Here is a 25,797-nt window from a genome sequence, read left to right on the forward strand (position 1 = left end):
GCCGCCCGGTCGTTCGCGGGCTGTTCGGTTGTCCGTCGGATGATACGTCCGGGTCGGCGGGGGTGCTGGTAGCGTGGCCCGCCATCGTCCAGGGGGAGGGGTCGGGCCATGGCGGCTGGGCGTCGGATCAGGTTCACGGCGGTACTGATCGCCGTCGTCTTCGCGCTGACGGGGTTCTCGTCGAGCGGCGGCGGCAGCGGGAGCGGCGGGACGAGCAAGGGCAAGAGCGGCGGCGGCTGCTCCAGCTCCAAGAGCGGCAAGAAGAAGTCGTACTCCGGCGGCAGCGGCCGTACGGCGAGCGGCTCGCCCTCGGCGAGCCCGAGCGGCGATCCGGCGACGGCCGTGGTGGTCACCTGCACCGGCGCGTCCTCGGCGGTCACCACCCTGCGCGTCACCTCGCGCCTGGACCGGGCGGCGACGTTCGAGGTGCGGCTGTACCGGGAGGGCTCGGGCGGCACGGTCGTCGACACGACCGATGCCGAGGTCACCCTGGAGGCGCGGGCGACCCGCACCGTCGACGTGGCCCTGAAGGACCCGGCGCGGGCGGCCGAGGTCAGGACCTGCCGGGTCGGCGCGGTCACCGTGCGGTCGTCCTCGGCGTCCGCGACGACCGGCCCGGCGCCGACCGGGTCGTCGGACGGGTCCGGCGGGTCGTCCCCGAGGAAGCCCACGAAGAAGTCGACGTCGAAGCCGAAGTCGGGGGCGGGAGCGTCCCGCTAGCCCGGCCGGGCCGCGCCCGCGGCCGGGCCCGCGGCCTCGCCGCCGTCCGGGCCCCGGTCGAGGCGGCCGGTCGCCACCAGGTCGCCGGCCGGGGTGAGGCGTGCCAGGTCGCCGGTGCGGAGGTAGCCGTCGCCGGTGAAGGCCCGTGCGTTGTGGTCGGGCGCCCGGTAGTAGCCCCGCGGGGTGCAGGGACCGCGGACGAGGAGTTCGCCGCTCCCGCCCCGCGGCACGTCCCTGCCGTCCGCGTCGACGATGCGGACCTCGTCGTCGGGGGAGAGCGGTCGGCCCCGGGTGGTGTGCACCGTCCCGGCCGGGTCGTCGGGCCGGGTGAGGGTGAGCGGGCCCTCGGCCCGTCCGGAGACCCGTTGCAGCCGGCATCCCCACGCGGCGCCCAGCCCGGCGGCGGCCGTCCCGTCGGAGGCCGTCCCGCCGATCTGTACGAGCCGCAGGCTGCCCGTGTCCGTCCGGGCCGCGGGGAGGGCGTCGAGCCAGGCCCGGGCCACGGCGGGCACCACCGAGGTGACGGTGACCCGCTCCCGGGCGACGAGCGGCAGGCACACGGCGGGATCCGGGTCCTCGGCCAGGACGACGGTGCCGCCGGCGGCGAGGGTGCCGAGGATGCCGGGGCAGCCGAAGGTGAGGTTGAACTCGTCGGGCAGCGCGGCGAGGTACACGTCGTCCCCGGTGAGCGCGACCAGTTCGGCGGCGGCCCGGACCTGGCAGGCGTAGTCGTTGTGGGTGCGCGGTACGAGCCGGGGCGCCGCGGTGGCGTCGTCGTCGGAGAGCAGGAAGAACGCCACCTGGCCGGCGTCGGGTGCCAGCGGCGGCTCGGGCGGGGCGTCGATGGAGTCCAGCCGGCAGTAGTGGCAGCCCGACGGGTCGGTGGTGAGGCCGCCGTACGGGGACGCGACGCCCGGCGGCTCGTAGGTGAACACCCGCCGCAGGAACGGCTCGCGGGCCGCGATGTCCGCGGCCATCGCCGTGTGGTCGAAGCCCTCGCGCGTCGAGGGGCCGACGTAGCCGACGGCCCGGGCGACCCGCACCAGGTGGGACACCTCGGGCGTGCGCAGCGAGACCGGGCAGATCACGGGCACCACCCCGGCGCGCATCAGCGCGAACAGCGTGACGACGGCCTCGGGGACGTTGGGCAGCTGCACGAGCACCCGCTGCCCGGCGCGCAGGCCGCGCAGCCGGAAGCCGGCGGCCGCGCGGTCGGCGCGCCGGTTCAGGCCCGCGTAGGTGAGGCGGCCGGCGCCGTGGACCAGCGCGGTCCGCGGCCCGTACCGGAGGGCCCAGCCGCGCAGCAGGTTGTCCAGCGTGCTGCCGCGCCAGTGGCCGGCGGCCCAGTAGCGGTCGACGAACTCCTCGGGCCAGGGCGTGCAGCCGTCGAGCATGGGCGTCACTCGCCTCCTCCGTACCGGTGCGCGGGCGGCCGCGCCGCCCGGTCCCGGTGATCCAATCCGGCGGCCCGCCGGCGGGCAATGCGCCGTCCCTACCACGGGCGGCGCCCCGAGTCGGCAGAACACCCAGGCCAAGCCGCTGACCAGGAGGGACGGCCGGGAGGAGGTCGGGCGCCGGTCAGCGCAGCCGGTACGCGGGGGCCGTCCGGCGCGATCCGAACAGCTCCGCCTGTCGCTCCGGGTCCAGGTTTCCCAGCGCGATCAGCGCCGGGGCCTGGTCCAGGGCCTGCCGCAGCGCGGCCCGCTTCGCGGACCACAGCGCCCGTACGGTCCCCTGCACGGCCTCCGTCGGGAAGCCGGCCAGCGTCCGCGCCGCGCGCAGGGCCGCGGGGAGCAGCTCCTCGGGTTCGGTCAGCTCCGAGACCAGGCCGATCTCGTACGCCCGCTGCGCGGAGAGCCGTTCCGCCGTGCCCATCAGGGACATCCGGGCGACCTCGCCGAAGGGCATGCGCTGGGCCATGTAGACGGCCTCGTACGCGCTGACCATGCCGTAGCTGGTGTGCGGGTCGAAGTAGGTGGCGCCGCGTGCGGAGACGAGGAACTCCGCCTCGCCCAGCAGGTAGAACGCCCCGCCGCAGGCCATGCCGTTGACGGCGGCGACCACCGGCTTCCACAGGTCGCAGGACTTGGGCCCGATGCCCGCCAGCGGGTCGTCCACCGCGTACGGGGACGCGGGCTGTGCCACCCGCACCCCGCGGTCGATCCCGGTGCAGAACGCGGCCGTCCCCGCGCCCGTGAGGACGACGGCCCGGATCTCGTCCGCGAACCGCAACTCCCGCCACACCGCGACCAGTTCGGCCGCGGTCTCCAGGTCGATCGCGTTGTGCCGGTGCTCCCGGTCCAGGGTGACGACGGCGACCCCGGCCGCCGCGTCCCGCTCCACCCGCAGCGTCACGGCCGCTCCAGGAGCCAGCGCGGCACGGCGGTGCCGCCCGTGTCGGTGAACGCGACCTGGACCCGCGCCCCGATCCGCAGCCGGGCCGGGTCCACCGAGTCCAGCGGGGCGTCGGGGGAGGCCACCAGGTTCCCGGCGAGCCGGATGTGCGGGGCGTCGGCGAGCTCCACGAGGATCACGTTGTACGGGGCCTGCGCGGCGTACGCGGGCAGCAGCGGCGGGTGCGGCCGCACGTACGACCAGATGCGGCCGCGGCCGCTCATCAGGCGCCATTCGCTGTCGAAGGACCGGCAGTGCGGGCAGCAGGGGCGGGGCGGGAAGCGCAGCCGGCCGCAGGCCGGGGCGGCGCAGGCCTGGACGCGGAGCTCGCCGCGGGCGGCGTACTCCCAGAAGGGGGTGCCGTCCTCGTCGGGGACGGGCAGCAGCAGTCCGTCGGCGCCGGCCGGCGGGGTGTCGGGCGCCGCCCCGGGTGCGGTGCCGGGCGGGGTCGCGGGCGGTGTGGCGGGTGCGGTCATCGGTCGGCTCCTAGGGGCTCAGGCGCGCAGCAGGATCGCGGACGTGGGGACCCCCTCGCCCGCCGTGACCAGGCAGGTCGCGGCGTCCGGCACCTGGGCGGTGGAGACGCCGCGGAGCTGCTTGACGCCCTCGTTGATCAGGTTGAAGCCGTGCACGTAGGCCTCGCTCAGGCCGCCGCCCCCGGTGTTGATCGGGAGCCGGCCGCCCATCTCCAGGGCGCCGCCCTCGGTGAAGGCGGCGCCCTCGCCGCGCCCGCAGAAGCCGTAGCCCTCCAGGGAGAGCGGGATGAGGGGGGTGAAGGCGTCGTAGATCTGGGCGACGTCCACGTCCTGGGGGCCGAAGTCGGCCTGCTTCCACAGGTGGCGGGCGGCGGTCCAGGCGGGGCCGGAGAGCGGGTCGTCGTTCCAGTAGTTGACCATCCCGTGGTGCTGGGCGGGCAGACCCTGGGCGGCGGAGTGCACGTAGACGGGCCGCTGGCGGCAGTCGCGGGCGCGCTCGGCGGAGACGATCACGCAGGCCAGGGCGCCGTCGGTCTCCAGGCAGTTGTCGAAGAGGCAGAGCGGGTCGCTGATCATCCGGGAGGTCATGTACATCTCGCGGGTCAGCGGGCGCTCGTACATCATCGCGGCGGGGTTCTCGTTGGCCCGGTTGCGGCAGGCCATCGCCACGTTGAAGAGGTGGTCGCGGGTGGCGCCGTACTCGTGCATGTAGCGCCGGGCCAGCATCCCGATCTCGTCGGCGGGGCGCAGCAGGCCGAAGGGGCGGGTCCACTGGCCGGGGGTGGGGAGCTGGACGGCGGTGTTCTTCCAGGGGCGCGGGCCGGAGCCGCGCTTGCGCGAGCGCCACGCCACGCCGACGGTGGCCTGACCGGTGGCGACGGCGGCGGCGAGGTGGCCGACGGTGGCGCAGGAACCGCCGCCGCCGTAGCCGATCTTGGAGAAGAAGGTGACGTCGCCGGCGCCGATGGCCTTGGCGACCTCGACCTCGTCGGTCTCCTCCATGGTGTACGAGGAGAAGGCGTCGACCTCGGAGGGGTCTATGCCCGCGTCGGCCAGCGCCGCCAGGATGGCGCGGCAGGCCAATTCCTTCTCGGACTGCGGCAGTCGTTTGGCAAAGGCGGTCTGCCCGATGCCGACTATCGCCGTAGCGTCCTTGAGCGTTGCCGCCATCGCCACCTCCGGGGGGTGCGCCAGTACTGACAGCCGCGAAGGCTACAGCTAATCTGACGGATAGTCAGCTACTGGTACCGGGGAGGGGCGGACGATGCACGAGGGCGCACACGGGTACACGGGCACGGACAGCGGCTCGGGCACGGACCCGGGAGGCCGCCGGGACGCCGGGACGGCGCCGGCTGCGGGGCGCGGACCCGGCACGGGGAACGGCGCGGACCTGCCCGCCCCCCGCGACGCCTCCGGCGACGCCGCCCACGCGGCCCCCGGCGACGACCCCCGCGGTGACCTGCGCTGGGGCAGCGTCGCCGCCCTCGTCCGGTCCGCGGCCCGCCGCCACGGCGACCGGGAGGCCGTCGTCGACGGGCGGGTGCGGATCAGCTACGCCGGGCTCGGCGAGCGCGTCGAGCGCGCCGCCGCCGCCTGCATCGCGGCCGGCGTCGAACCGGGCGACCGGGTCGCCGTCTGGGCCCCCAACACCCTGGAGTGGATCGTCTCCGCCCTCGGCGCGGTCTCGGCCGGCGCCGTCCTCGTCCCCCTCAACACCCGCTTCAAGGGCGCCGAGGCCGCGTACGTCCTGCGGCGCAGCCGCGCCCGGCTGCTCTTCGTCACCGGCACCTTCCTCGGCACCTCCTACGTCGCCTCCCTGCGCCGCGCCGCCGCGGAAGGCCCCGGCGGCGGCCCGCTGCCCGGCCTCCCGCACCTGGAGCAGGTCGTCGTCCTCGCCGAGGACGCCCCGGCCTCCTTCCGCACCTGGAAGGAGTTCCTGGCGGGCGGGGACGCCGTCCCGGCCGACGTGGTCCGCGAGCGCGCCGAGGTGATCCGCCCCGAGGACCCCTCCGACATCGTCTTCACCTCGGGCACCACCGGCAGCCCCAAGGGCGCCGTCATCACCCACGCCCAGACCCTGCGCTGCTACGCCGTCTGGAGCGACCTCGCCGGCCTGCGCGAAGGCGACCGCTACCTGATCGTGAACCCCTTCTTCCACACCTTCGGCTACAAGGCCGGGATCATCGCCTGCCTGATGCGCGGGGCCACGATGGTCCCGCAGCCCGTCTTCGACGTCGACACCGTCCTCGCCAACGTCGCCGCCGAGCGGATCTCCGTCCTCCCCGGCCCGCCCACCCTCCACCAGTCCCTCCTGGACCATCCGCACCGGGACCACCACGACCTGTCCGCCCTGCGCCTGGTCGTCACCGGAGCGGCCGTCGTCCCCCTCCGGCTGGTGGAACGGCTCCGCGGCGAACTGCGCATCGCCACCGTCCTGACCGCCTACGGGCTCTCCGAGGCCAGCGGCATCGTCAGCATGTGCCGCCGCGGCGACCCCGCCCGGGTCATCGCCGAGACCTCCGGGCGGGCCATCCCGGACACCGAGCTGCGCATCGTCGGCCCCGAGGGCCGCGACCAGCCCGCCGGCACGGCCGGAGAGGTGTGGGTCCGCGGCCACCACGTCATGCGGGGCTACTTCGAGGACCCCGACGGGACCGCCGGGGCGATCACCCCCGACGGCTGGCTGCGCACCGGCGACGTCGGCGTGCTCGACCGGGCCGGGAACCTGCGGATCACCGACCGGATCAAGGACATGTTCATCGTCGGCGGCTTCAACGCCTACCCCGCCGAGATCGAACAGCTCCTCGGCCTCCACCCGGACGTCGCCGACGTGGCGGTGGTCGGCGTCCCCGACGCGAGACTCGGCGAGGTCGGCAAGGCGTACGCGGTCCGCCGCCCCGGCGCGACGCTGACCGCAGACGACCTGATCGCCTGGTCCCGGCGGGAGATGGCCAACTACAAGGTGCCGCGCACCGTGGAGTTCGTCGCCGAACTGCCCCGCAACGCCGGCGGCAAGGTCCTCAAACGCGACCTGCGCGCCCGCTGACCGGCCGTTCGGCTGCGGCTGCCGCCGTGACGGGTGCGGCCGGCGCCGCGTCGTCGCGCCGCGCCAGCACCAGCCGCCACCGGGGCGCGCCCGAGGGCAGCCGGCCGAAGGGCTCCAACGGGGTGGTCGCCACCGTGAAGCCCGCCGCCTCCAGGTCCGCCCGGACCCCGCTGGGCGGGAAGGTCCGGTAGTACATGACGAACGGCGGCCGCCACACCGCGTTGCGCACCCGCATCGCGGCGTCGAAGCCCGCCACCGCCCACCACACCGGTGAGCGGAGCGGGATCGGGGCGCCGATCGGGAAGGCGAAGAGCCCGCCCTCGCGCAGCGCGGACCGCACCCCGGCGAACAGGGCCGGTCGCTCGGCCGGCAGGAAGTGGCCGAAGGCCCCGAAGCTCACCGCGAGGTCGTACGTGTCCGCGAGCGCGGCCGGCAGCGCCCGCGCGTCGGCCCGTACGAAGTCCACCCGCCCGGCCGCGCCCCCGCCGTCCCCGTACGCCTCGTCCCCGTGGGCCCGCCGGGCCTGCGCCAGCATGCCCGCGCTGAGGTCCACCCCGGTCACCCGCCCGCGGCACAGCCGGCGCAGCATCCCGATCCCGGCGCCGGTGCCGCAGCACACGTCCAGACCGGCCCCGAAGGAGCCCTCCCGCCGGGCGAGGGCCTCCTCGACGGCGTCGAGCATCCGGTCCGGGGTGCGGAACGGCGTGCGGTCGAACTTCGGGGCGAGCAGGTCGTAGCCCCGCTCCACGGAGGAGAGGGCCTGGACGGCGAGTTCGCGGACGCCCGGTCCGCCGGAGGTGAACACGGGCCCAGCGTAGGCCGTCCCGCCCTCCCGCCGGGGCGTCCGGACGCGGGCGTGCGACGGCGGTCGCGATGGCTCCCCCTCCGGGCCACCGCGACCGCCGTCCCCCCGTTGCTCCCCCGTACGACGTCCGTTGTGCGTGCCGTACGTACCGTGCGTGCCGTGCCTACGGGCGCGGACCGGACGCGTGGTTGTCCAGCGTCCGGATCTCCTCGCCGGAGGCGTGGTTGTCGAGCGGCTTCTGGCCCGGGTTCGGGACCGGCTTCTGCACCGGCGGGTCGAGCGGCTTGATCTCGATGCCCGAGGCGTGGTTGTCGAGCGGCCGTATGTCGCCCTCGTTCGGCAGTACGTTCTCGTTCGTCGTCATCGGATCTCCTGATGGATGGGTAGGACCCGTTCGGCGATTCCCCCGCGGACCGCCGAACGGGTGGTCCTCCAACCGGCCCGGGTGCTCCCCCCGGCGCTCCGGGCCGATGGACCTATCGTGCCGCAGGGCGATAAACGAACGATGAACGCCGTATTCATCGGGCATCCGTGCAGGTCAGAGCCGTTCGAGCGGAATCCGGCCACCGCCTTCGGCGTCCGCCCGCTCCCGGGCCGCCGTGCTCAGGCCGCGATCTCGGAGGCCAGCAGGGCCCGCACCTCGGCCAGTTCCGCCGAGCCCAGCTGCTCGAACACCGACTCGGCGTCCCGCCAGCACGCCCGCGCCCGGTCCGTCTGGCCCAGCCGCAGCAGCGCCCGGCCCAGCACCATCAGCACCGTGGCCCGGCGCCACTCGCCGCCGATGCCGCGCAGCGCGATGGCCTGCTCGGCGTGCGAGGCGGCCAGCGTGGGCCTGCGCGCCGCCAGGTGGGCCTCGGCGAGCCGGAAGTGCGTCACGCCCTCCCACAGCGGCTGCCGGTTCTCGTGGAACAGGGACAGGGCCTCGGCGAGCTGGTCCAGGGCCTCGCCGAGCCGGCCCGCCTGGGTCAGCGCGATGCCCAGCGCGTAGCGGCCGTTGGCCAGGCGCAGGGTCAGGCCCATCCGGTCGTATATGGCGATGCCCTGGCGCGCCAGGTCGATCGCGCTGGTCAGCCGGCCCAGCTCCACGTGGATGCGGGAGAGGTTGCACAGGGCGCTGGCCTCGCCGATGTTGTTGCCGTCCGCCCGGAAGTTCTCGATCGCCTCCAGCAGGTAGCGCTCGCCGTCCGCGTGCCGCCCCTGGTAGAGGGCGATGATCCCGCGGTCGTTGGGCGCCCAGCAGCTCGGCAGCGGGTCCGCGGCCTCCCGGGCGAGTGCCGTGGCCTGGCGGGCCTCGTCGTCGGCCTCGGTGAAACGGCCGGTGAACAGGTGCACCATGGTGAGCGTGGTGCGGGCCCGGCCCTCGGCGCGCGGGTCCTTCGCGGCGCGCGCGGCGTCGCGCAGGGCCATCGCGGCGGACTCGTACTGCTTGGAGTTGGCGCCGGACTCCGCGAGGTCCTTGGCGGCCCACAGCAGGTCCACGGCCCGGCGCAGCACCCGCGTCCCGTCCCGGTCCGGGCGCACGGAGGCCTGCCGGACGCACGCCAGCAGCGGGTCCGCCTCCGCGTACAGCCAGTCCAGGGCGGCGCGCGGCCCGGCGAAGGAGAGCCCCGGGTAGCAGGTGTCGGACAGGTGCGCCGGGAGCCGGTCGCCGGGGCGTTCCATGGCGTACACCCCGGAGGCGGTGGCCAGGTAGAAGTCGAGCAGCCGGTCCAGGGCGGCGTCGCGGCCGGCGGGCGGGTGCTCGTCGCGCTCGGCGCAGGCCCGGGCGTAGAGGCGTACGAGGTCGTGGAAGCGGTAGCGGCCGGGGGCGGCGGATTCGAGCAGGGAGCAGTCGACGAGGGCCTCCAGGAGGTCCTCGGTGTCGTGTTCGGCGAGGTCCAGGACGGCGGCCGCGGCGGAGAGGGAGACGTCGGGACCGTCGGCGAGCCCGAGCAGCCGGAACGCCCGCTGCTGGGCGGGTTCGAGCTGGCCGTAGCCGAGTTCGAAGGTGGCCTTGACGGCGAGGTCGCCGGCCTGGAGCTCGTCGAGGCGGCGGCGCTCGTCGGCGAGCTTCGCGGCGAGGACGGAGACGGTCCAGGTGCGGCGGGCGGCGAGGCGGGAGGCGGCGATGCGGATGGCGAGCGGCAGGAAGCCGCAGGCGCCGACGACGTCGAGGGCGGCCTGGCGTTCGGCGCCGACCCGCTCGGCGCCGACGATGCAGGTGAAGAGCTGGAGCGCCTCCTCGGGGCTCATCACGTCGAGGTCGACGAGGTGGGCGCCGGCCAGCCCGGCCATCCGCACCCGGCTGGTGACCAGGGCCGCGCAGCCCGCGGTGCCCGGCAGCAGGGGCCGGACCTGGGCGGCGTCGCGGGCGTTGTCGAGCAGGACCAGGACGCGGCGGCCGTCGAGCGTGGAGCGGTAGAGGGCGGCGCGCTCGGCGGGGGAGTCGGGGATGGCGCTGTCGGGGGTGCCCAGGGCGCGCAGGAAGGAGCCGAGGACGGCTTCGGGTTCGGCGGGCCGGGCCTCGGTGCCCTGGAGGTCGACGTAGAGCTGGCCGTCGGGGAAGTGCGGGCGGGCGGTGTGGGCCACGTGCACGGCGAGGGTGGTCTTGCCGACCCCGCCGATGCCCGCGAGGGCGGAGACGGCCATGACCCGGCCGGCCTCGGCGCTGCGCGACAGGATGCCCCCGAGCTCGTCGACGAAGCTGGACCTGCCGGTGAAGTCCGATACCGTCGCGGGCAGTTGGGCGGGGCGCGTCCGGCCGGCCGCGGCGGCCGGCACCGGGTCCTCGGCGCGGGCGAGGTCGGCGTCCGCGTTGAGGATGCGCTGCTGGAGGGCGGAGAGCTCGGGCCGGGGATCGACCCCGAGCTCCCCGGAGAGCAGGCGGCGGGTGTCGGCGTAGACGGCGAGGGCCTCGGCCTGCCGGCCGCTGCGGTAGAGGGCGAGCATCAGCAGCTCGCGCAGGCGCTCGCGCAGCGGGTGGGCGGCGGTCAGCGCGGTGAGCTCGGAGACCGCCCCGGCGTGGTGGCCGACCTCCAGGTCCAGGTCGAGCCGGGCCTCCAGCAGCTGGAGCCGCCATTCGGCGAGCCGGGTGCGCTCGGTCTCCGCGTGCGGTCCGGGGACCCCGGCGAGCGGTTCGCCGTCCCACAGGCCCAGGGCGCGGGCGAGGAGCGTACGGGCGAGGCCGCGGTCCCCGGCGCCGCGCGCCGCCTCGGCCTCGGCGGCCAGGCCGCGGGCGACGCCGAGGTCCAGGGTGGCGGTGGAGCGCAGCCGGATGGCGTAGCCGCCGGATTCGCTGACGAGCATCCCGGGGTCGAGGACCTTGCGCAGCCGGGAGGCGTACGTGCGGATGGTGGCGAGGGCCTGCTGCGGCGGGTCCTCGCCCCAGATGGCGTCGATGAGTTCGGGCGCGGTGGCGGTGCGGCCCTCGCGCAGCAGCAGTACGGCGAGCAGGGCGCGCTGCTGGGGTGTCCCGGAGGGCAGGGCCTCGGCGCCGCGCCAGGCCCGGATCGGCCCGAGGACGGAGAACCGGGCGCCGGGGGCGGCCTCGCGGGGCGCCGGAGCCGGGGCGGGCGCCGCGGGGGCCGCCGGGGCGCCCGCGGGGGTGCGGGCCCTGGGGGCGCTGCCCGTGGGGAAGGTGCCCGCGGGGAGGGTGCCCGCGGGGGCGGCGTGTGTTCGGGTGGTGTCCGCGGGAGTGGGGACGCCCGCCGGGACGGTGGTGCCCACGGAGCCGGTCCGGGCCGCATCGGGGTGGTTCCGCGGGCGCGGGATGGCCGGTACGCCGTCCATCTGTCGTCCCCCTGCCTTCCGTCGGTGTCATGGTCAGTCTGCCCTGTGTTGCGCGTACACGTCAGCCCGTAACGGACCGATCGCCTCCCGACTAGCTGACGGTTCGTCAGATCGGCGCTACGGTAGGAGGCATGGAGACCTTCCCGAAGATCATCTCGGTGGACGACCACACGGTTGAGCCCCCCCACGTATGGCGGGACCGGCTCCCGTCCAAGTACAAGGACACCGGCCCCCGGATCGTCCGCGCCCCCCTGAAGGAGATGACCTTCCTCGGCGGCAAGTTCGCACCCGTGATGGGCGCACCGGGCGACGACGGCCCGATCGGCGACTGGTGGGTGTACGAGGACCTGCACCGGCCGCTCACCCGTCTCGACACGGCCGTCGGGTACGACCGCGACGAGATCAAGCTGGAAGTCATCACCTACGAGCAGATGCGCCCGGGGTCCTTCTCGGTTCCCGAGCGGCTCGCGGACATGGACGTCAACCACGTGCAGTCGGCGCTCTGCTTCCCGACCTTCCCGCGCTTCTGCGGCCAGACCTTCACCGAGGCCGGGGACCGGGAGCTCGGGCTGCTCGGCGTACGGGCCTACAACGACTGGATGGTCGAGGAGTGGTGCGGCCCCGACGCCCGCGGCCGGCTGATCCCCCTCACCCTGGTCCCGCTGTGGGACGCCCGCCTCGCGGCCGCCGAGGTCCGCCGCAACGCCGCCCGCGGGGTGCGCGCCGTCGCCTTCTCCGAGATACCCCCTCACCTGGGACTGCCGTCCATCCACACGGACGACTGGGACCCCTTCCTGGAGGCCTGCGACGAGACCGGCACGGTCATCGCCATGCACATCGGCTCCTCCTCCCGCATGCCGTCCACCTCGGCCGACGCCCCGCCCGCCGTGGGCTCCACCATCACCTTCGCCAACTGCTGCTTCTCGATGGTGGACTGGCTGATGAGCGGGAAGTTCGAACGCTTCCCGCGGCTGAAGATCATGTACGCGGAGGGCCAGATCGGGTGGATCCCCTACATCCTGGAACGCGCGAACGTGGTCTGGGAGGAGAACCGCGGCTGGGGCGGGGTCGCCGACAAGGTCCTGCGGCCTCCGTCGGAGCTCTTCGCCGAGCACGTCTTCGGCTGCTTCTTCGACGACGCCTTCGGCCTGAAGAACCTCGACGCGATCGGCGTCGGCAACGTCCTCTACGAGACCGACTACCCGCACTCGGACTCCACCTGGCCCAAGTCCCGCGAGGTGGGCGAGGCCCAGATGGGCCACCTGGCGCCGGACGTGGTCGACCGCATCGTGCGCGGCAACGCGATCGACCTGCTCGGCCTGACGCCCGACGGCCTGTGGGAGGGACCGGGCTCCGCGGCCTGAACCGGCGCGGCGCACGGCCCCGGACGCGGCGACGAGCGCGGGACCGGGGCGGGGGCGTGCGCGGGACGGGGCGGCGACGGGGCACCGGCGGAGCCGGGGCGGGCCGCGGGCAGGGGTCCGTCTTGCACCCGCGCCCGCCCCCGGGGCATGCTTCGCCGGGGTACAGCGGGAGGATCATCATGCCGGTGGACGTGCGGACCGTGATCACGGTCGTGCTGTGTGCTGCCGCCGCGCTGGGAGCCTCCGCCGCCGTCGCCGAACTGGTGCCGCCGCCCGAAGGGGCCGCGCCGACGGCCGTACGGGCCGCGGCCGCGCCGACGGCCGCGCCGACCGGGCCGTCGCGCACGCAGGCCGCGAAGCCCCAGCTCTCCCCGCAGCCCGGGACGACCCTGCCGCCGCCCGTGGTGCCCAAGCCCGGCGGCCCCGCCGCGTTCACCGGAGCGCTGTTCACCAAGGGCCTCGACGGCGACCACTTCTGCACCGCCACCGTGGTGCACAGCCCCGGCCGCGACCTCATCGTCACCGCCGGCCACTGCCTGCTCGACGGGGACCAGAGCGGCGGCAGCGCCGTCTTCGCACCCGCGTACGCGAACGGCGCCGCCCCGTACGGCACGTGGAAGATCGACCGGGTGTTCGAGGACGCCCGCTGGGCCGAGGACGCCGACGACGACTACGACCTGGCCTTCGCCCGCCTCGCCCCCGACGCCTCGGGCCGCCGCATCGAGGACGTGACCGGCGCGGCCGTGCTCGACACCAGCGGCCGCGCGGGCGAGGAGGTCACGGTCACCGGCTACCCCGCCGACCGCAAGGTGCCCCGTACGTGCACGGCCGTCGCCGTCCGCGAGAGCGCCACCGAGCAGCGCTTCGACTGCGCCGACTTCCCCGGCGGCACCAGCGGCAGCGCCTGGATCGCCGGCGACGGGAAGATCATCGGCGTCCTCACGGGCGGGGACACCGACGACGTGTCGACCAGCACGGTCCTCGGCGACTACGCGGCCTCCCTCTACGCCGAGGCCGCCGCCGACCGCTGAACGCTGAACGCGGTGCACCCGGTCCCGGCGCGGTCCGGAGGGGACGCCCCGGGTCGTGTCGTCGAAGTCCCGTCCGACCGGCGGGGTCTGCCCCGCCCTCCGGGCGGACGGCACCAGCTCGACGACACTCCCTAGGCCAGGAGGCCGAGGTGGACCGGCCGGTCCCGGGCGTCGGCCAGCAGGTCGGGCAGGCGCGGCGGCCACAGCGGCTCGCCGAGCGTCGCGAGGCGCCGGGGCGAGAGCCACTGCCAGTGGATGTCCGGGGCTTCCAGGACCGGTTCGCGGCGCGGGCCCGTGGTGACGTAGACGTGCTCGTGCTGGCGGACCGGCACGCCCTGGTGCGTGAAGTCGTGCTCCCACGTGCACAGCAGCCGCTGCGGTTCCAGGTCGGTCCACCCGGTCTCCTCGCGCAGCTCCCGCCGCACGCACTGCTGCGGGGTCTCGCCCGGGTCGATCCCGCCGCCCGGCGGCAGCCAGTGGATGCCGACCTCCACGTTGTTCTCGCGGAAGAGGAACACCGATCCGGAGGGGGACACGATGACAACGCGCGCTGCCTGGCGTGGAGTTCGCATCGGTTCAGCGTACGCCGGTGATCGCCTCGGGGGGACGGTGCTGCACGGCTTCCTCCCGTTCCGCAGCCCACCCCTCCGCGCACGGCCGGCCCCGGCCCCGCGTCCCACCCCGGCGCCCCGGCCCCAGCCCGGCTCCCGCGCCGGTCCCGCGCCCGAGCCGCGCCCGGCCCCCTGACTGCCGCGGCCCGCGGCCCGCGGCCGCCGCGACGCCCCGTCGCCCCGTCGCCTCGGAGGCCGTCCGCCGCCCCGTCACAGCCGGGCGCGGGAGCGCCCGCTGACGGTCCGTGCGCGTTGCCCCGCGCCGCCCCGGGGCGGCGGATCGGGTCCCGTGAAGGGCGGCTGCTGTACGGTCGGTTCAATGAGCAAGCACGCCCGGGCCCGCTCCCGTCGACCCCGCACCTCCGCCGCCGGACGCGCCCCGCGCCGGGTGGCCCTGGTCGCCGCCTTCGGCCTGGTGGCCTTCGGGGCGGGCTGGGCGTACGTCACGGACGGCTCCGAGCAGGGCTCCGAGGCCGCGGCCCGGGCCGCCACGGACGCCCGGCCGCGGGCCGTGGACCGCGCCGCCCGCGATACCCGGCGGGACCCGATGCAGGGCCTGACGGGGGTCGGCGAAGCGACCCGGGCGCGCATCCCGGCCGACTCCCGCCAGCTGCTCCTGGTCACCGGCGAGTCCCGCGGGTCCTCGCGGTCCACCGCCACGCTCTACACCCGCCCCGCGCCGGGCGCCGACTGGGTGCGCGGCGCGAGCTGGCCGGCCCGCAACGGCGCCAAGGGCTGGTCCGCCGAGCGCACGTACGGGGACCTGACCTCTCCGGAGGGCGTCTTCGAGCTCACCGACGCGGGCGGCCTGCTGGCGCCGCCGCCCGGAACCCGGCTCCCCTACGACCGGGACCCGGCCTTCGTGGCGAGCGGCCGCGGGGTGAACGGGGAGTCGCTGGAGGGAGCCTTCGACTACGTGGTCGCGATCGACTTCAACCGCAGGGCCGGCCGGTCGCCGCTGGACCCGGTGAAGCCGGAGGGGGAGGAGAAGGGCGGCAACATCTGGCTCCACGTGGACCACGACGGCCCCTCGCAGGGCTGCGTGGGCCTGCCCAAGGAGGCGATGGTGACGGTCCTGGAGACCCTCGACCCGGCGGCCCGGCCGGTCATCGTGATGGGACCGGAGGGCTTCTGAGCCGCCGGTCCTCAGACGCGGACCCGCTGGACCGGTGACGGCCGCCCGAGGGAGGCGGCGGCGCAGAGCTTCGGCACGTGCGATCCGTCGGAGGAGGCCACCTTCGCCCGTCCGGTCGCGAGGGCCGCGGTGGCCACCACGAGCGAGTCCACGACGCATGCGTGCCCGTCGAGCCCCACGGCCTCGAACAGCTCGACCGCCTCGTCGGCCACCCTCTCCGTCACGGTGACGACCGTGAGCCGGGGCCTCTGCCGGGCCGGGCGCCGACCTGCCCGGCCGGCACGGCGCACTTCGGCCCAGGGTCACCCCTCCGCCATCCCACCCTTGGTGGGATGCGGCAGCGCCGGTTCGATCCCCGCCCACCCCTTGTCTGACGAGCCGTCAGATACGACGATGGCCCCGCACCGACCCGCACCGGCCGCACGGACGGCCCCACGAACCGGCAGACGAAGGCGAGGCGAACCGGCATGGCGCGCGTGTTCCCGCAAGGACGGCTGGTCTACGGGATGCAGCTCCCGGTCCAGTCGCAGAGCACCATCTACGCCGAACCCTGGGAGGCCGCCGCCACCGCCGCCGACCTCGCCGAGGTGGCGCGGGCCGCCGACCGGGCCGGCTTCGGGTACGTGGCCACCTGTGACCACGTGGCCGTACCGCGCCGGCTCGCCGGGCCCATGAGCACCGTCTGGTACGACCCGGTGGCCACCCTCTCCTTCCTCGCCGGCATCACCGAGCACGTGCGCCTCCTCAGCCACGTCGCGATCGTCGGCCTGCGCCACCCCCTGGTCAGCGCCAAGCAGTACGCCACCCTCGACCACCTCTCCGGCGGCCGGCTGATCCTCGGGGTCGGGGCCGGGCACGTGCAGGAGGAGTTCGAGGCGCTCGGCGTGGACTTCGCGCGCCGCGGGGCCGTCCTCGACGAGACCCTCGACGCGCTGCGGGCGGCGCTGGGGCCCGAGGAGTACCCGGAGTTCGAGGGGGAGCTGTTCTCCTTCCGGGACCTGGGCCAGCTGCCCCGGCCCGCCCAGGCGCGCATCCCCGTCTGGGTCGGCGGCTCCTCGCCGGCCGGGCTGCGCCGGGCCGCCGTCCGGGGCGACGGCTGGCTCCCGCAGGGGGACCCGCGGCACCGGCTGCCGGCGCAGATCGCCCGGCTCCGGGAGCTGCGGGCGGAGGCCGGGATCGGGGAGCCCGTCGAGATCGGCGCGATCACCGAGGCGCTGTACGTCGGCGAGCCCGGCTGGGACACCGGCCGCCGGACGCTCACGGGCAAGGCGCAGGTGCTGGCGGAGTCCCTGCGGGAGTACGGGGCGCTCGGCGTGGACCAGATCCAGGTCCGCTTCCGCAGCCGCGACCGGGCCGAGCTGACGGACCAGATCGCCGCGTTCGGCGCGGAGGTCGCGCCGCACCTCAACGACTAGGAGGCACCGCCATGGGCAAGCTCGACGGACGGGTCGTCATCATCACCGGCGCGGCGCGCGGCCAGGGCGAGCAGGAGGCCCGGCTCTTCGCCGCCGAGGGGGCCAGGGTGCTCCTCGGCGACGTGCTGGACGAGCAGGGTGCGGCGGTGGCCGAGGAGATCGGCAAGGACCGGGCCCGGTACGTGCGGCTGGACGTGACCCGGGAGGAGGACTGGTCGGCGGCGGTCGAGGCGGCGAAGGACGCCTTCGGCGCGATCGACGGGCTGGTCAACAACGCGGGCATCCTGCGGTTCAACGAGCTGACCGCGACCCCGCTGGAGGAGTTCCGGCAGGTGGTCGAGGTCAACCAGGTCGGGGCCTTCCTCGGCATCCGCACGGTGGCCCCGGAGATCGCGGCGGCCGGCGGCGGCACGATCGTCAACACCTCCTCGTACACGGGCCTGACGGGGATGGCGTACGTCGGCGCGTACGCGGCGACCAAGGCCGCCGTGCTGGGGCTGACCCGGGTCGCGGCGCTGGAGCTGGCCGGCCGGGGCATCAGGGTCAACGCGCTGTGCCCGGGCGCCGTGGACACCCCGATGGCCAACCCGGGGCTGCTGGACCCGGCCGGGCAGAGCGACGAGGGCAGGGAGGCCATGGCCGCGCTGTACCGCCGGGTCGTGCCGCTGGGCCGGGTCGGCCGGCCGGAGGAGGTCGCGCGGCTGGCCCTCTTCCTGACCGGCGGGGACTCCTCCTACATCACCGGCCAGCCGTTCGTGATCGACGGCGGCTGGACGGCCGGGGTCTCCCTCGGCTGAACCGGCCCGGCCAAAGACCTGATGGGGCGTCAGGTATTGACGCTCCGGCCCTCCCGGTGGAACAGTCGGACCATCGAATCTGACGGAACGTCAGAAATCAAAGGACGGTGAACCCCCTTGGAATTCGGGCTCTTCGTGCAGGGATACGTGGCCGAGTCACGGTCCAAGGTCGACCCCGAGGCGGAGCACAAGGCGCTGATCGAGGAGACCGAGTACGTCATCCAGGCCGACAAGTCGGGCTTCAAGTACGCCTGGGCCTCCGAGCACCACTTCCTGGAGGAGTACTCGCACCTCTCCGCGAACGAGGTCTTCCTCGGCTACCTCGCGCACGCCACCGAGCGCATCCACCTCGGCTCCGGCATCTTCAACCCCCTCGCACCGGTGAACCACCCGGTGAAGGTGGCCGAGAAGGTCGCCATGCTCGACCACCTCTCCAAGGGCCGCTTCGAGTTCGGCACCGGCCGCGGCGCGGGCAGCCACGAGATCCTCGGCTTCCTGCCCGGCATCGAGGACATGAACGGCACCAAGGAGATCTGGGAGGAGACCATCGCGGAGTTCCCCAAGATGTTCCTCCAGGAGGAGTACGAGGGGTTCCAGGGCAAGCACTGGTCGCTGCCGCCGCGCAAGATCTTCCCCAAGCCGTACGGCAAGGCCCACCCGGCCATGTGGTACGCCGCCGGGTCCCCCTCCTCGTACGCGATGGCGGCGAAGAAGGGGCTCGGGGTGCTGGGCTTCAGCGTCCAGAAGGTCTCCGACATGGAGTGGGTGCTGGAGCAGTACAAGACGGCCATCCAGGAGGCGAAGGCCATCGGCGCCTTCGTCAACGACAACGTCATGGTCACCTCGACCGCGATCTGCGCCGAGACCCACGACAAGGCGGTCGAGATCGCCGTCAACGCCCACATGAACCGCTTCCAGTCGCTCGTCTTCCGCTACCACGACACCTTCCCGCGGCCGGAGGCCATCCCGCAGTGGCCCGAGCTGCTGCCGGAGTACAACGCGGAGATCATCGAGCTGCTGATCGCCGAGGAGCTGATGATCTGCGGCGATCCGTCCGAGGTGCGGGCCCAGTGCAAGCGGTGGGAGCAGGCCGGCGCCGACCAGCTGTCCTTCGGACTGCCGACCGGGGTGTCGCCCGAGGACACGCTGAACACCATCAAGCTGATCGGTGAGCACGTGATCCCGCACATCGACACGGACCCGGTCCACCGCACGACCCGCTTCCGCGAGTCCGCCTAGGCCGTCTCTTTCGGATCGTGCCGGGCCCGCGGCGTCTGGCACCGTGCCTGGCCGCACTGCCGAGGCGACCACGTACGTCCCGTACGCGAGCGCCCCGGCAGCACGCCCGGGCACGGCACCAGACGCCGCGGGCTCGGCCGACAGGATCCGAAAGAGACGACCTAGGGGCACCTCCGGCCCCGCCGGCGTTCGCGGCGCGGAGCCCGGCGGGGCCGGGGTCCTGCGGAGCTCGGGCCGGGGGCGGGCCGGGGCCCGCACCCCGGCCTGTCGGAACCGGCCCCGGCGGGGCCGAAGCGCACGTGTGACCGAGGAAGGGACGTCATGCTCGACCACCTGATCAAGGGAGCCACCGTCGTCGACGGGACCGGCGCCCCCGCGTTCACCGCCGACGTCGGGCTCCGCGACGGCCGCATCGTGGCCATCGGCGCCGTCACCGAGGAGGCCCGCACCAGCGAGGACGCCACGGGGCTCGTCCTGGCGCCCGGCTTCGTCGACCCGCACACGCACTACGACGCCCAGCTCTTCTGGGACCCCTACGCCACCCCCTCCATGAACCACGGCGTCACCACCGTCGCCGGCGGCAACTGCGGGTTCACCCTCGCCCCCCTCAACCCGGCCCGCCCCGAGGACGCCGACTACACCCGCCGCATGATGAGCAAGGTCGAGGGCATGGCACTCAAGGCCCTCGAAGAGGGCGTCGACTGGACCTGGTCGACCTTCGGCGAGTACCTCGACGCCCTCGACGGCCGCATCGCCGTCAACGCCGGGTTCATGGTCGGCCACTGCGCCCTGCGCCGTCACGTCATGGGCGAGGACGCCGTCGGCGGGCAGCCCACCCCCGAGCAGCTCGACGAGATGCTCGCGCTGTTCCACGACGCGATGGACGCCGGTGCCTGGGGCCTGTCCACCACCCAGTCCTCCACCCACTCCGACGGGGCCGGCGCCCCCGTCGCGTCGCGGCACGCGAAGCCCGCCGAGCTCCTCGCGCTCTCCCGGGCCGTCGCCGAACACGAGGGCACCCAGCTCGAAGCCATCGTCGCCGGCTGCCTCGACCAGTTCTCCGACGAGGAGATCGACCTCTTCGTCGACATGAGCGCGGCCGCCGGCCGGCCCCTCAACTGGAACGTCCTCACCATCGACGCCGCCGTCCCCGAGCGCGTCCCGCGCCAGCTGGTCCCCAGCGAGCGGGCCCGCAGGGCCGGCGGCCGGATCGTGGCGCTCACCATGCCGATCCTCACGCCCATGAACATGTCGCTGGGCACCTTCTGCGCCCTCAACCTCATACCCGGCTGGGGCGAGGTCCTCGCCCTGCCCGTGCCCGAGCGGATCGCCCGGCTCCGCGACGCGGACGTACGGGCCGACCTGCTGCGCCGGGCCGACAGCAAGGAGGCCGGCGTCTTCCGCCGCCTCGCCGACTTCGGGCGGTACGTCATCGGCGACACGTACAGCAAGGAGAACGAGGGCCTCTCCGGCCGGGTCGTGAACGCCATCGCGGCCGAGCGCGGCCAGGACCCCTTCCACTGCCTGGTGGAGATCTGCGCCAACGACGACCTGCGCACCGTCCTGTGGCCCATGCCCACCGACAACGACCCCGCCAGCTGGGCCCTGCGCCAGGAGACCTGGCAGCACGAGGACGTCCTGCTCGGCGGCTCCGACGCGGGCGCCCACCTGGACCGGATGTGCGGTGCCCCCTACACCACCCGCTTCCTCGGCGACTGCCTGCGCGGCCGCCGCCTGGTCCCGCTGGAGCAGGCGGTGCAGATGCTCACCGACGATCCGGCCCGGCTGTTCGGGCTGCGCGAGCGCGGCCGGATCGCCGAGGGCTACCACGCGGACCTGGTCCTCTTCGACCCGGAGCGCATCGAGGCCGGCCCGGCGACGCTCGTGCACGACCTGCCCGGCGACAGCCCGCGGCTGGACGCGCGGGCCGTCGGGATCGTCTCGGTACGGGTCAACGGCGTCGAGACCATCCGCGACGACGAGGTCACCGGTGCCGTCCCGGGCATCGTGCTCCGGTCGGGCCGCGACACGAGGACGGTGAGCACCCGATGACGCGGCTCTACATCGGCGGCGAGTGGGTCGAACCGGACGGCGGCCACTACGAGGTGGTCAACCCGGCGGACGAATCCGTCGTCGGCCTGGCCCCCGAGGCCTCGCGCGGCCAGGTCGAGGAAGCGGCGCGCGCCGCGGCCGGGGCGTTCGGCGCGTGGTCCCGCACCCGGCCCGAGGAGCGGGCGGCGATCCTGGACCGGGCCGCCGACATCATCGAGCGCGAGTACGGGCCCTGGTCGGACCTGGCCCGGCAGGAGACGGGCGCGCCCACCGGGGTCGCCCGCGGCATGCAGGTGGGGGTCGGCGCGGCCCGCTTCCGGCGCTACGCGCGGGGCGCGCTGGAGCCGGTGGAGCGCGGGCTGCCGCCCCAGGTGACGGAGGCCGGCCCGATGGGGAGGGCGAGCGTGCTGGGCGCGCTGGAGGTGCGCCAGCCGGTCGGCGTGGTCACCTGCATCACCTCGTACAACAATCCGTGGGCCAACCCGGCGGGCAAGGTGGCGCCCGCCCTGGCCATGGGGAACACGGTGGTGGTCAAGCCGGCACCGCAGGACCCGCTGTCGGTGTTCAAGATGGCGGAGGCGCTGCACGAGGCCGGGGCCCCGGCGGGCGTGGTGAACGTGGTCTGCGGCACCGCGGTCGAGGTGGGCGAGGCGGCGGTGGACTCCCCGTACGTGGACATGGTGTCGTTCACCGGCTCCACGGGAGTCGGGCAGCGCATCGCCGAGGTCTGCGGCCGGACGATGAAGCGGCAGCTGATGGAGCTGGGCGGCAAGGGCGCCGCGGTGGTCTTCGAGGACGCCGACCTGGACGCGGCGGTGTCGGGGATCGGGACGACCTTCTCCTTCTATTCGGGGCAGATCTGCACCGCTCCGACGCGGGTGATCGTCCACCGCGCGGTGTACGCGGAGCTGGTGGAGAAGCTGACCGGGTACCTGGCCTTCATGAAGGTGGGCGATCCGGCGGTGCGGGGCACGGTGGTCGGCCCGGTGATCTCGGCGGCGCACCGCGACCGGGTGGAGTCGTACGTCGAGCTGGGCCGCAAGGAGGGGGCACGGATCGCGTTCGGCGGCGAGCGTCCGGTGGTCGGCGACGGCAGGGGCTTCTACGCGGCCCCGACGCTGCTGGTCGACTGCACCCGCGCCATGCGGGTGGTCCGGGAGGAGATCTTCGGCCCGGTGGTGGTCGTCGTCCCGTTCGACGGGGGCGAGGACGAGGCGGTCGAGCTGGCCAACGACAGCGACTTCGGGCTGATCGGCTACGTCTGGTCCGGGGACGCGGCGCGCGCGTTCCGGGTGGCGCGGCGGCTGCGGTCGGGCGGGGTCGGCGTGAACACGGTCGGGCGGAACATGGAGGCGCCGTTCGGCGGCTTCAAGCGCTCGGGCGTGGGCCGGGACGTCGGCTCGTACGCCCTGCACGCCTACAGCGAGACGCAGTCGATCGTCTGGGCCGGCTGAGCTCCCGGACGGCGGGCCCGCTCAGCCGGTGGCGTCCAGGATGAAGGACGCCTCTCCCCGGACCCGGCCGTTGACCTGGAGCTGCACGAGGTGCTCGCCGGAGTGGTAGCGGCGGGTGGTGATCGGTTTGAAGGAGTGGCGTCTGGTGCCGGTGAGGACCTCGCCGGGGGCGAGGCCGCGGGTGGTGAGCTTGAAGACCTTGGGGGTGCGGGCGCCGTTCGCCTTGACGTGGTGGACCACGTAGTCGATGACGAGCTCGGCGGGGAGCGGGCCGGTGTGGGTCACCGTGTAGTCGAAGACGAGGTACTCGCCGACGGCGACGCGCGGGGTGGTGACCACGGGCCCGCCGACGGTGACCGGCACGTCGGGGGAGTGGCCCAGCAGGGTGAGCGCGTCGGGCCGCCCGGCCTTGATCAGGGTGCGCAGGCCGTGCCGGACGACGCGGTCCGTCGCGGGGTCGGTGCCGGGGCCGGTGCGCCATCGTGCGGCGGTCTTGACGGCGAGGGCGGGGTGGTCGCGGCTGATGTCGTTGAGGTGGTTGGCCACGGACCGGCGGACGTACTCGGACGGATCGCGGTGCAGGGCGTCGAGCACGGGCAGGACCGGCCGGGGGTCGGCGATGAAGGCGGGCAGCCGCGGGGCCCACGGCAGCCGGGGCCTGGTGCCCTCGCCGGCCAGCCTCCGTACATGGGGGTCCTGGTCGCCGGTCCAGTCCGCGACCACGGCCAGGGCGCGGGCGGGATCGGCGCGCAGGAAGGGGCGGACGGCGGATTCGGCGGTCAGTCGCGGGGTGAGGTCGTGCAGCAGCGCGAGCCCGGGTTCGAAGGCGGCCAGTCCGCGGACGGCGACCGCCTCGTTGACGGGGAAGGTCATCCAGCCGGTGAGGCCGGGATCGTCCAGGGCGGTGCGCAGCACGGCCTCGAAGGCGGTCCAGTCGTCCGGGAGGTCGGTGAGGACGGCGTCGCGCACGGCGTCGACGCGGGCGCGGAAGCCCAGGCCGTCGAGGCTCGCGGCGCGGGCGGTGAGCGCGGGGGAGGAGGGCCGGCGGCCCGCGCGGGCGAGCAGCCGGGCCAGGTTACTGACGGTATCCGCGCTGAGGAGCTCGTCGGCGGTGGGCATGGGGCCCAGTCTGGCGCACGAGGCCGTGGTTTCGGGGCCCGCAAATTGGCACGGGAAAGTTTTGAATGGGACAAAACGGGCACACCTGCGGTTTCCGCATTCCGGAAGCTTTGGCCCCGGGCCTTCCGATCCGTGAATAGATGCCTGAGTGAACCTTGTATTGCGAGAGCGTGAACCGTCTCGACGTCAAGATTCCAAGGATTTTAGTCCTGTGAAGTACTGGACTTAAGTCCTCCGGATGAGGAAACCGCACCCTCTAACGTCCTGACTCATGACACAGCTGGACGTTCGGCCTCGGGTCGGAGACACGGTAAGCGGCGTCGCCGGGAGCGAGGGCGAAGGCGACGTCCGCGGCAAGGGCCTCGGCAAGGGGTCCGTCGGACTGGTGGGAAGCGCCGTCATCGGCATCTCCACCGTCGCCCCCGTCTACTGCCTGACCTCGACCCTCGGCTCCACCGCCGGCGAGGTCGGCGTCCAGATGCCGGCGGTCTTCCTCGCCGGCTTCATCCCGATGCTCCTGGTCGCCTTCGCCTACCGCGAGCTCAACAAGGCCGTCCCCGACTGCGGCACCTCCTTCACCTGGACCGTCAAGGCCTTCGGCCCGCGGATCGGCTGGATGTGCGGATGGGGCCTGGTGATCGCCACGATCATCGTGCTCTCCAACCTGGCCGGCGTCGCCACCTCCTACTTCTGGCTGCTGGCCGGCGAGATCACGAACAACCCGTCGATCGCCGCCCTCGACGACAACAAGCTCGTCCACATCGCCACCTGCCTCACCCTCATCGCCGCCGCCACCGCCATCAGCTACCGCGGCATGACGGCCACCAAGGGCGTCCAGTACACGCTGGTCGGCCTCCAGCTCGCGGTCCTGGCCATCTTCGTCGCCATGGCCTTCCAGAAGGCCTCCGCCGGCAGCTTCGACACCGGCCTGGACTTCTCCTGGTCCTGGATGAACCCCTTCGCGGTCGAGTCCATGGCGGCCTTCACCGCCGGACTCTCGCTCTCGATCTTCATGTACTGGGGCTGGGACGCCTGTCTCGCCACCAACGAGGAGACCACCGGCTCCGCCAAGACCCCCGGCCGCGCCTCCCTCATCGCGATGATCGTCCTGGTCGGCTCCTACCTGGCCACCGGCATCGCCGCCCAGATGGCCGTCGGCTCCGGGACCAGCGGCCTGGGCCTCGGCAACCCCGAGACCTCAGGCAACGTCTTCGCCGCCCTCGCCGGCCCCGTGATGGGCCCGATGCTCGGCATCCTGCTCTTCGTCGCCGTCCTGGCCTCCGCCACCGCATCCCTGCAGACCACCTTCATCCCGGTGGCCCGCACCGTCCTGGCGATGTCCACGTACGAGGCCCTGCCCGCCTCCTACGCCAAGGTCCACCCGAAGTTCAAGACCCCGGGCCGCGCCACCGTCATGGCGGGCATCGCCACCGGCGCCTTCTACACCGTCATGACCCTGGTCAGCGAGAACGTCCTCACCGACACGATCTTCGCCCTCGGCCTGATGATCTGCTTCTACTACTCGCTGACGGCCTTCGCCTGCGCCTGGTACTTCCGCGCCGACCTGCGCCGCTCCGTGCGCGACCTGTTCTTCAAGGGCGTCTTCCCGGTCCTCGGCGGCCTGCTGCTCGCCACCGTCTTCTTCAAGACGCTGATCGACATGTGGAACCCGTCCTACGGCTCCGGCTCGACCGTCCTCGGCGTCGGCAGCGTCTTCGTGATCGGCGTCGGCCTGCTCGCCCTCGGCCTGGTCGTCATGTTCGTCACCGAACGCCGCAGCCCCGCCTTCTTCCGCGGCGAGGTCCTCACCAAGTCCACCCCGGCCCTGGTGGTCGAGGACTGACCCCACCGCCGAGGCTCCCCGAGCCCGGCCCAGCCAGGTCATCGCGTACGGCCCCGGATCGGTCCCCGATCCGGGGCCGTACGCGTGGGACCCCACCCGGCCGCACGGCGCCGCGCGCGGCCCCGCAGTGACCCGGGGCGCGGCCGGGTCGTTGGGCGGGGCATGAATGCCATGAAGCGCACCCTTTCCGCCCTGGTCCTCACCGGCGGCGCCGCCCTCGCACTCACCCCCGTCGCCGCCCACGCCGACGAGCCCGCCATCCAGGGCCCCCCGATCACCCAGCGCGTCGGCGACATCGTCAGCCGCCCCGGCCAGGCCGTCGAGGACACCAAGACCGCCCTCGAAGTGACCACCGCCGCCGCCGGCTCCGCCACGGGGGCCACCGACACCTCCCTCGCGGGAGCGGGCAGCGCCCTGACGGGCGGCCTCCCCAAGGCCCCGAAGGCGGGCTGAGACGCCCGACACCGCCGGGCCCGGGCCGCCGCGGTCGACACGGCCCGGCGGCAGGGGCCCGGCCGCACGGCCCGG

Annotated in this window: 22 protein-coding genes; 12 read left to right on the forward strand and 10 right to left on the reverse strand. The window is 74.4% G+C overall.

What is annotated here, in order from left to right:
• The first annotated feature begins 108 nt into the window (after positions 1-108).
• Complete coding sequence (locus CP968_RS19140) at positions 109-720, forward strand: hypothetical protein (protein ID WP_150519172.1); 612 nt, start codon at positions 109-111, stop codon at positions 718-720.
• Here CP968_RS19140 and CP968_RS19145 read toward each other — a convergent pair.
• From CP968_RS19145 to CP968_RS19160, 4 genes are all read right to left on the reverse strand, one after another.
• The gene (locus CP968_RS19145; protein ID WP_150521993.1) at positions 717-2,114 is read right to left on the reverse strand and encodes an AMP-binding protein; all 1,398 of its coding nucleotides are present in this window, start codon (positions 2,112-2,114) and stop codon (positions 717-719) included. The genes CP968_RS19140 and CP968_RS19145 overlap by 4 nt on opposite strands.
• Positions 2,115-2,298: 184 nt before the next feature.
• Positions 2,299-3,075: an enoyl-CoA hydratase/isomerase family protein gene (locus CP968_RS19150; protein WP_150519173.1), complete on the reverse strand. Its 777-nt coding sequence runs from the start codon at positions 3,073-3,075 to the stop codon at positions 2,299-2,301.
• A complete protein-coding gene (locus CP968_RS19155) occupies positions 3,072-3,503 on the reverse strand; it encodes a Zn-ribbon domain-containing OB-fold protein (protein ID WP_229885966.1) in 432 nt (143 codons plus the stop codon). The genes CP968_RS19150 and CP968_RS19155 overlap by 4 nt, the downstream gene beginning before the upstream one ends.
• 105 nt (positions 3,504-3,608) lie before the next feature.
• Positions 3,609-4,760 carry a lipid-transfer protein gene (locus CP968_RS19160; protein WP_150519175.1) on the reverse strand — a complete coding sequence of 384 codons (1,152 nt, stop codon included), beginning with the start codon at positions 4,758-4,760 and terminating at the stop codon, positions 3,609-3,611.
• A 94-nt stretch (positions 4,761-4,854) separates the two neighbouring features.
• Between CP968_RS19160 and CP968_RS19165 the strand changes: the two genes are divergently transcribed.
• Entirely contained in the window at positions 4,855-6,636 is a 1,782-nt protein-coding gene (locus tag CP968_RS19165) for a FadD3 family acyl-CoA ligase (protein WP_229885921.1), read from the forward strand.
• Here CP968_RS19165 and CP968_RS19170 read toward each other — a convergent pair.
• The 3 genes from CP968_RS19170 to afsR all read right to left on the reverse strand — a co-directional run bounded on the left by CP968_RS19170 (position 6,611) and on the right by afsR (position 11,209).
• A complete protein-coding gene (locus tag CP968_RS19170) occupies positions 6,611-7,441 on the reverse strand; it encodes a class I SAM-dependent methyltransferase (RefSeq protein WP_150519176.1) in 831 nt (276 codons plus the stop codon). The genes CP968_RS19165 and CP968_RS19170 overlap by 26 nt on opposite strands.
• 163 nt (positions 7,442-7,604) lie before the next feature.
• A complete protein-coding gene (locus tag CP968_RS19175; RefSeq protein ID WP_150519177.1) occupies positions 7,605-7,805 on the reverse strand; it encodes a hypothetical protein in 201 nt (66 codons plus the stop codon).
• 239 nt (positions 7,806-8,044) lie between these two features.
• Positions 8,045-11,209 carry an SARP-family global regulator AfsR gene (afsR, locus tag CP968_RS19180; RefSeq protein ID WP_229885920.1) on the reverse strand — a complete coding sequence of 1,055 codons (3,165 nt, stop codon included), beginning with the start codon at positions 11,207-11,209 and terminating at the stop codon, positions 8,045-8,047.
• Between the two features lie 131 nt (positions 11,210-11,340).
• On the opposite strand from afsR, the gene CP968_RS19185 reads away from it, so the two are divergent.
• A complete protein-coding gene (locus CP968_RS19185; protein WP_150519178.1) occupies positions 11,341-12,573 on the forward strand; it encodes an amidohydrolase family protein in 1,233 nt (410 codons plus the stop codon).
• A 179-nt stretch (positions 12,574-12,752) separates the two neighbouring features.
• A complete protein-coding gene (locus tag CP968_RS19190; RefSeq protein WP_244330576.1) occupies positions 12,753-13,604 on the forward strand; it encodes a trypsin-like serine peptidase in 852 nt (283 codons plus the stop codon).
• 131 nt (positions 13,605-13,735) lie between these two features.
• On the opposite strand, the gene CP968_RS19195 is transcribed toward CP968_RS19190, so the two are convergent.
• On the reverse strand, positions 13,736-14,176 hold the full coding sequence (locus CP968_RS19195) for an NUDIX hydrolase (protein ID WP_150519179.1): 441 nt from the start codon (positions 14,174-14,176) through the stop codon (positions 13,736-13,738).
• 358 nt (positions 14,177-14,534) lie between these two features.
• Here CP968_RS19195 and CP968_RS19200 point away from each other — a divergent pair, with 358 nt between their 5' ends.
• Complete coding sequence (locus CP968_RS19200) at positions 14,535-15,350, forward strand: L,D-transpeptidase family protein (protein ID WP_150519180.1); 816 nt, start codon at positions 14,535-14,537, stop codon at positions 15,348-15,350.
• Between the two features lie 11 nt (positions 15,351-15,361).
• On the opposite strand, the gene CP968_RS19205 is transcribed toward CP968_RS19200, so the two are convergent.
• Positions 15,362-15,574 carry a hypothetical protein gene (locus CP968_RS19205; RefSeq protein WP_150519181.1) on the reverse strand — a complete coding sequence of 71 codons (213 nt, stop codon included), beginning with the start codon at positions 15,572-15,574 and terminating at the stop codon, positions 15,362-15,364.
• A gap of 243 nt (positions 15,575-15,817) precedes the next feature.
• Between CP968_RS19205 and CP968_RS19210 the strand changes: the two genes are divergently transcribed.
• The 5 genes from CP968_RS19210 to CP968_RS19230 all read left to right on the forward strand — a co-directional run bounded on the left by CP968_RS19210 (position 15,818) and on the right by CP968_RS19230 (position 22,307).
• Positions 15,818-16,765, forward strand: coding sequence for an LLM class F420-dependent oxidoreductase (locus CP968_RS19210; RefSeq protein ID WP_189828819.1), 948 nt, complete (start codon positions 15,818-15,820; stop codon positions 16,763-16,765).
• Positions 16,766-16,776: 11 nt separating this feature from the next.
• On the forward strand, positions 16,777-17,562 hold the full coding sequence (locus CP968_RS19215; RefSeq protein WP_150519182.1) for an SDR family NAD(P)-dependent oxidoreductase: 786 nt from the start codon (positions 16,777-16,779) through the stop codon (positions 17,560-17,562).
• Between the two features lie 117 nt (positions 17,563-17,679).
• A complete protein-coding gene (locus CP968_RS19220) occupies positions 17,680-18,801 on the forward strand; it encodes an LLM class flavin-dependent oxidoreductase (RefSeq protein WP_150519183.1) in 1,122 nt (373 codons plus the stop codon).
• A gap of 321 nt (positions 18,802-19,122) precedes the next feature.
• Positions 19,123-20,853, forward strand: a complete 1,731-nt coding sequence (locus tag CP968_RS19225; RefSeq protein ID WP_150519184.1) for an N-acyl-D-amino-acid deacylase family protein — start codon at positions 19,123-19,125, stop codon at positions 20,851-20,853.
• A complete protein-coding gene (locus CP968_RS19230) occupies positions 20,850-22,307 on the forward strand; it encodes an aldehyde dehydrogenase family protein (protein ID WP_150519185.1) in 1,458 nt (485 codons plus the stop codon). The genes CP968_RS19225 and CP968_RS19230 overlap by 4 nt, the downstream gene beginning before the upstream one ends.
• Positions 22,308-22,328: 21 nt before the next feature.
• Here CP968_RS19230 and CP968_RS19235 read toward each other — a convergent pair whose 3' ends face one another.
• Positions 22,329-23,426 (reverse strand): DNA alkylation repair protein, encoded by a 1,098-nt coding sequence (locus tag CP968_RS19235; RefSeq protein WP_150519186.1) that lies wholly within the window; start codon positions 23,424-23,426, stop codon positions 22,329-22,331.
• A 271-nt stretch (positions 23,427-23,697) separates the two neighbouring features.
• Between CP968_RS19235 and CP968_RS19240 the strand changes: the two genes are divergently transcribed.
• Positions 23,698-25,269, forward strand: coding sequence for an APC family permease (locus CP968_RS19240; protein WP_150519187.1), 1,572 nt, complete (start codon positions 23,698-23,700; stop codon positions 25,267-25,269).
• Positions 25,270-25,440: 171 nt separating this feature from the next.
• Positions 25,441-25,722, forward strand: coding sequence for a hypothetical protein (locus tag CP968_RS19245; protein WP_229885916.1), 282 nt, complete (start codon positions 25,441-25,443; stop codon positions 25,720-25,722).
• The last annotated feature ends 75 nt before the right edge of the window (positions 25,723-25,797 follow it).

The organism is Streptomyces subrutilus, assembly GCF_008704535.1.
Taxonomy (GTDB): Bacteria; Actinomycetota; Actinomycetes; order Streptomycetales; family Streptomycetaceae; genus Streptomyces; species Streptomyces subrutilus.

Excerpts from the sequence above, each read along its gene's own strand:
- CP968_RS19175 (WP_150519177.1), bottom strand. The coding sequence starts at position 7,805 with ATGACGACGAACGAGAACGTACTGCCGAACGAGGGCGACATACGGCCG.
- CP968_RS19145 (WP_150521993.1), bottom strand. The coding sequence starts at position 2,114 with ATGCTCGACGGCTGCACGCCCTGGCCCGAGGAGTTCGTCGACCGCTAC.
- CP968_RS19215 (WP_150519182.1), top strand. The coding sequence starts at position 16,777 with ATGGGCAAGCTCGACGGACGGGTCGTCATCATCACCGGCGCGGCGCGC.
- CP968_RS19185 (WP_150519178.1), top strand. The coding sequence starts at position 11,341 with ATGGAGACCTTCCCGAAGATCATCTCGGTGGACGACCACACGGTTGAG.
- CP968_RS19245 (WP_229885916.1), top strand. The coding sequence starts at position 25,441 with ATGAAGCGCACCCTTTCCGCCCTGGTCCTCACCGGCGGCGCCGCCCTC.
- CP968_RS19235 (WP_150519186.1), bottom strand. The coding sequence starts at position 23,426 with ATGCCCACCGCCGACGAGCTCCTCAGCGCGGATACCGTCAGTAACCTG.
- CP968_RS19210 (WP_189828819.1), top strand. The coding sequence starts at position 15,818 with ATGGCGCGCGTGTTCCCGCAAGGACGGCTGGTCTACGGGATGCAGCTC.
- CP968_RS19240 (WP_150519187.1), top strand. The coding sequence starts at position 23,698 with ATGACACAGCTGGACGTTCGGCCTCGGGTCGGAGACACGGTAAGCGGC.
- CP968_RS19165 (WP_229885921.1), top strand. The coding sequence starts at position 4,855 with ATGCACGAGGGCGCACACGGGTACACGGGCACGGACAGCGGCTCGGGC.
- CP968_RS19195 (WP_150519179.1), bottom strand. The coding sequence starts at position 14,176 with ATGCGAACTCCACGCCAGGCAGCGCGCGTTGTCATCGTGTCCCCCTCC.
- CP968_RS19225 (WP_150519184.1), top strand. The coding sequence starts at position 19,123 with ATGCTCGACCACCTGATCAAGGGAGCCACCGTCGTCGACGGGACCGGC.
- CP968_RS19200 (WP_150519180.1), top strand. The coding sequence starts at position 14,535 with ATGAGCAAGCACGCCCGGGCCCGCTCCCGTCGACCCCGCACCTCCGCC.
- afsR (WP_229885920.1), bottom strand. The coding sequence starts at position 11,209 with ATGGACGGCGTACCGGCCATCCCGCGCCCGCGGAACCACCCCGATGCG.
- CP968_RS19190 (WP_244330576.1), top strand. The coding sequence starts at position 12,753 with ATGCCGGTGGACGTGCGGACCGTGATCACGGTCGTGCTGTGTGCTGCC.
- CP968_RS19140 (WP_150519172.1), top strand. The coding sequence starts at position 109 with ATGGCGGCTGGGCGTCGGATCAGGTTCACGGCGGTACTGATCGCCGTC.
- CP968_RS19230 (WP_150519185.1), top strand. The coding sequence starts at position 20,850 with ATGACGCGGCTCTACATCGGCGGCGAGTGGGTCGAACCGGACGGCGGC.
- CP968_RS19160 (WP_150519175.1), bottom strand. The coding sequence starts at position 4,760 with ATGGCGGCAACGCTCAAGGACGCTACGGCGATAGTCGGCATCGGGCAG.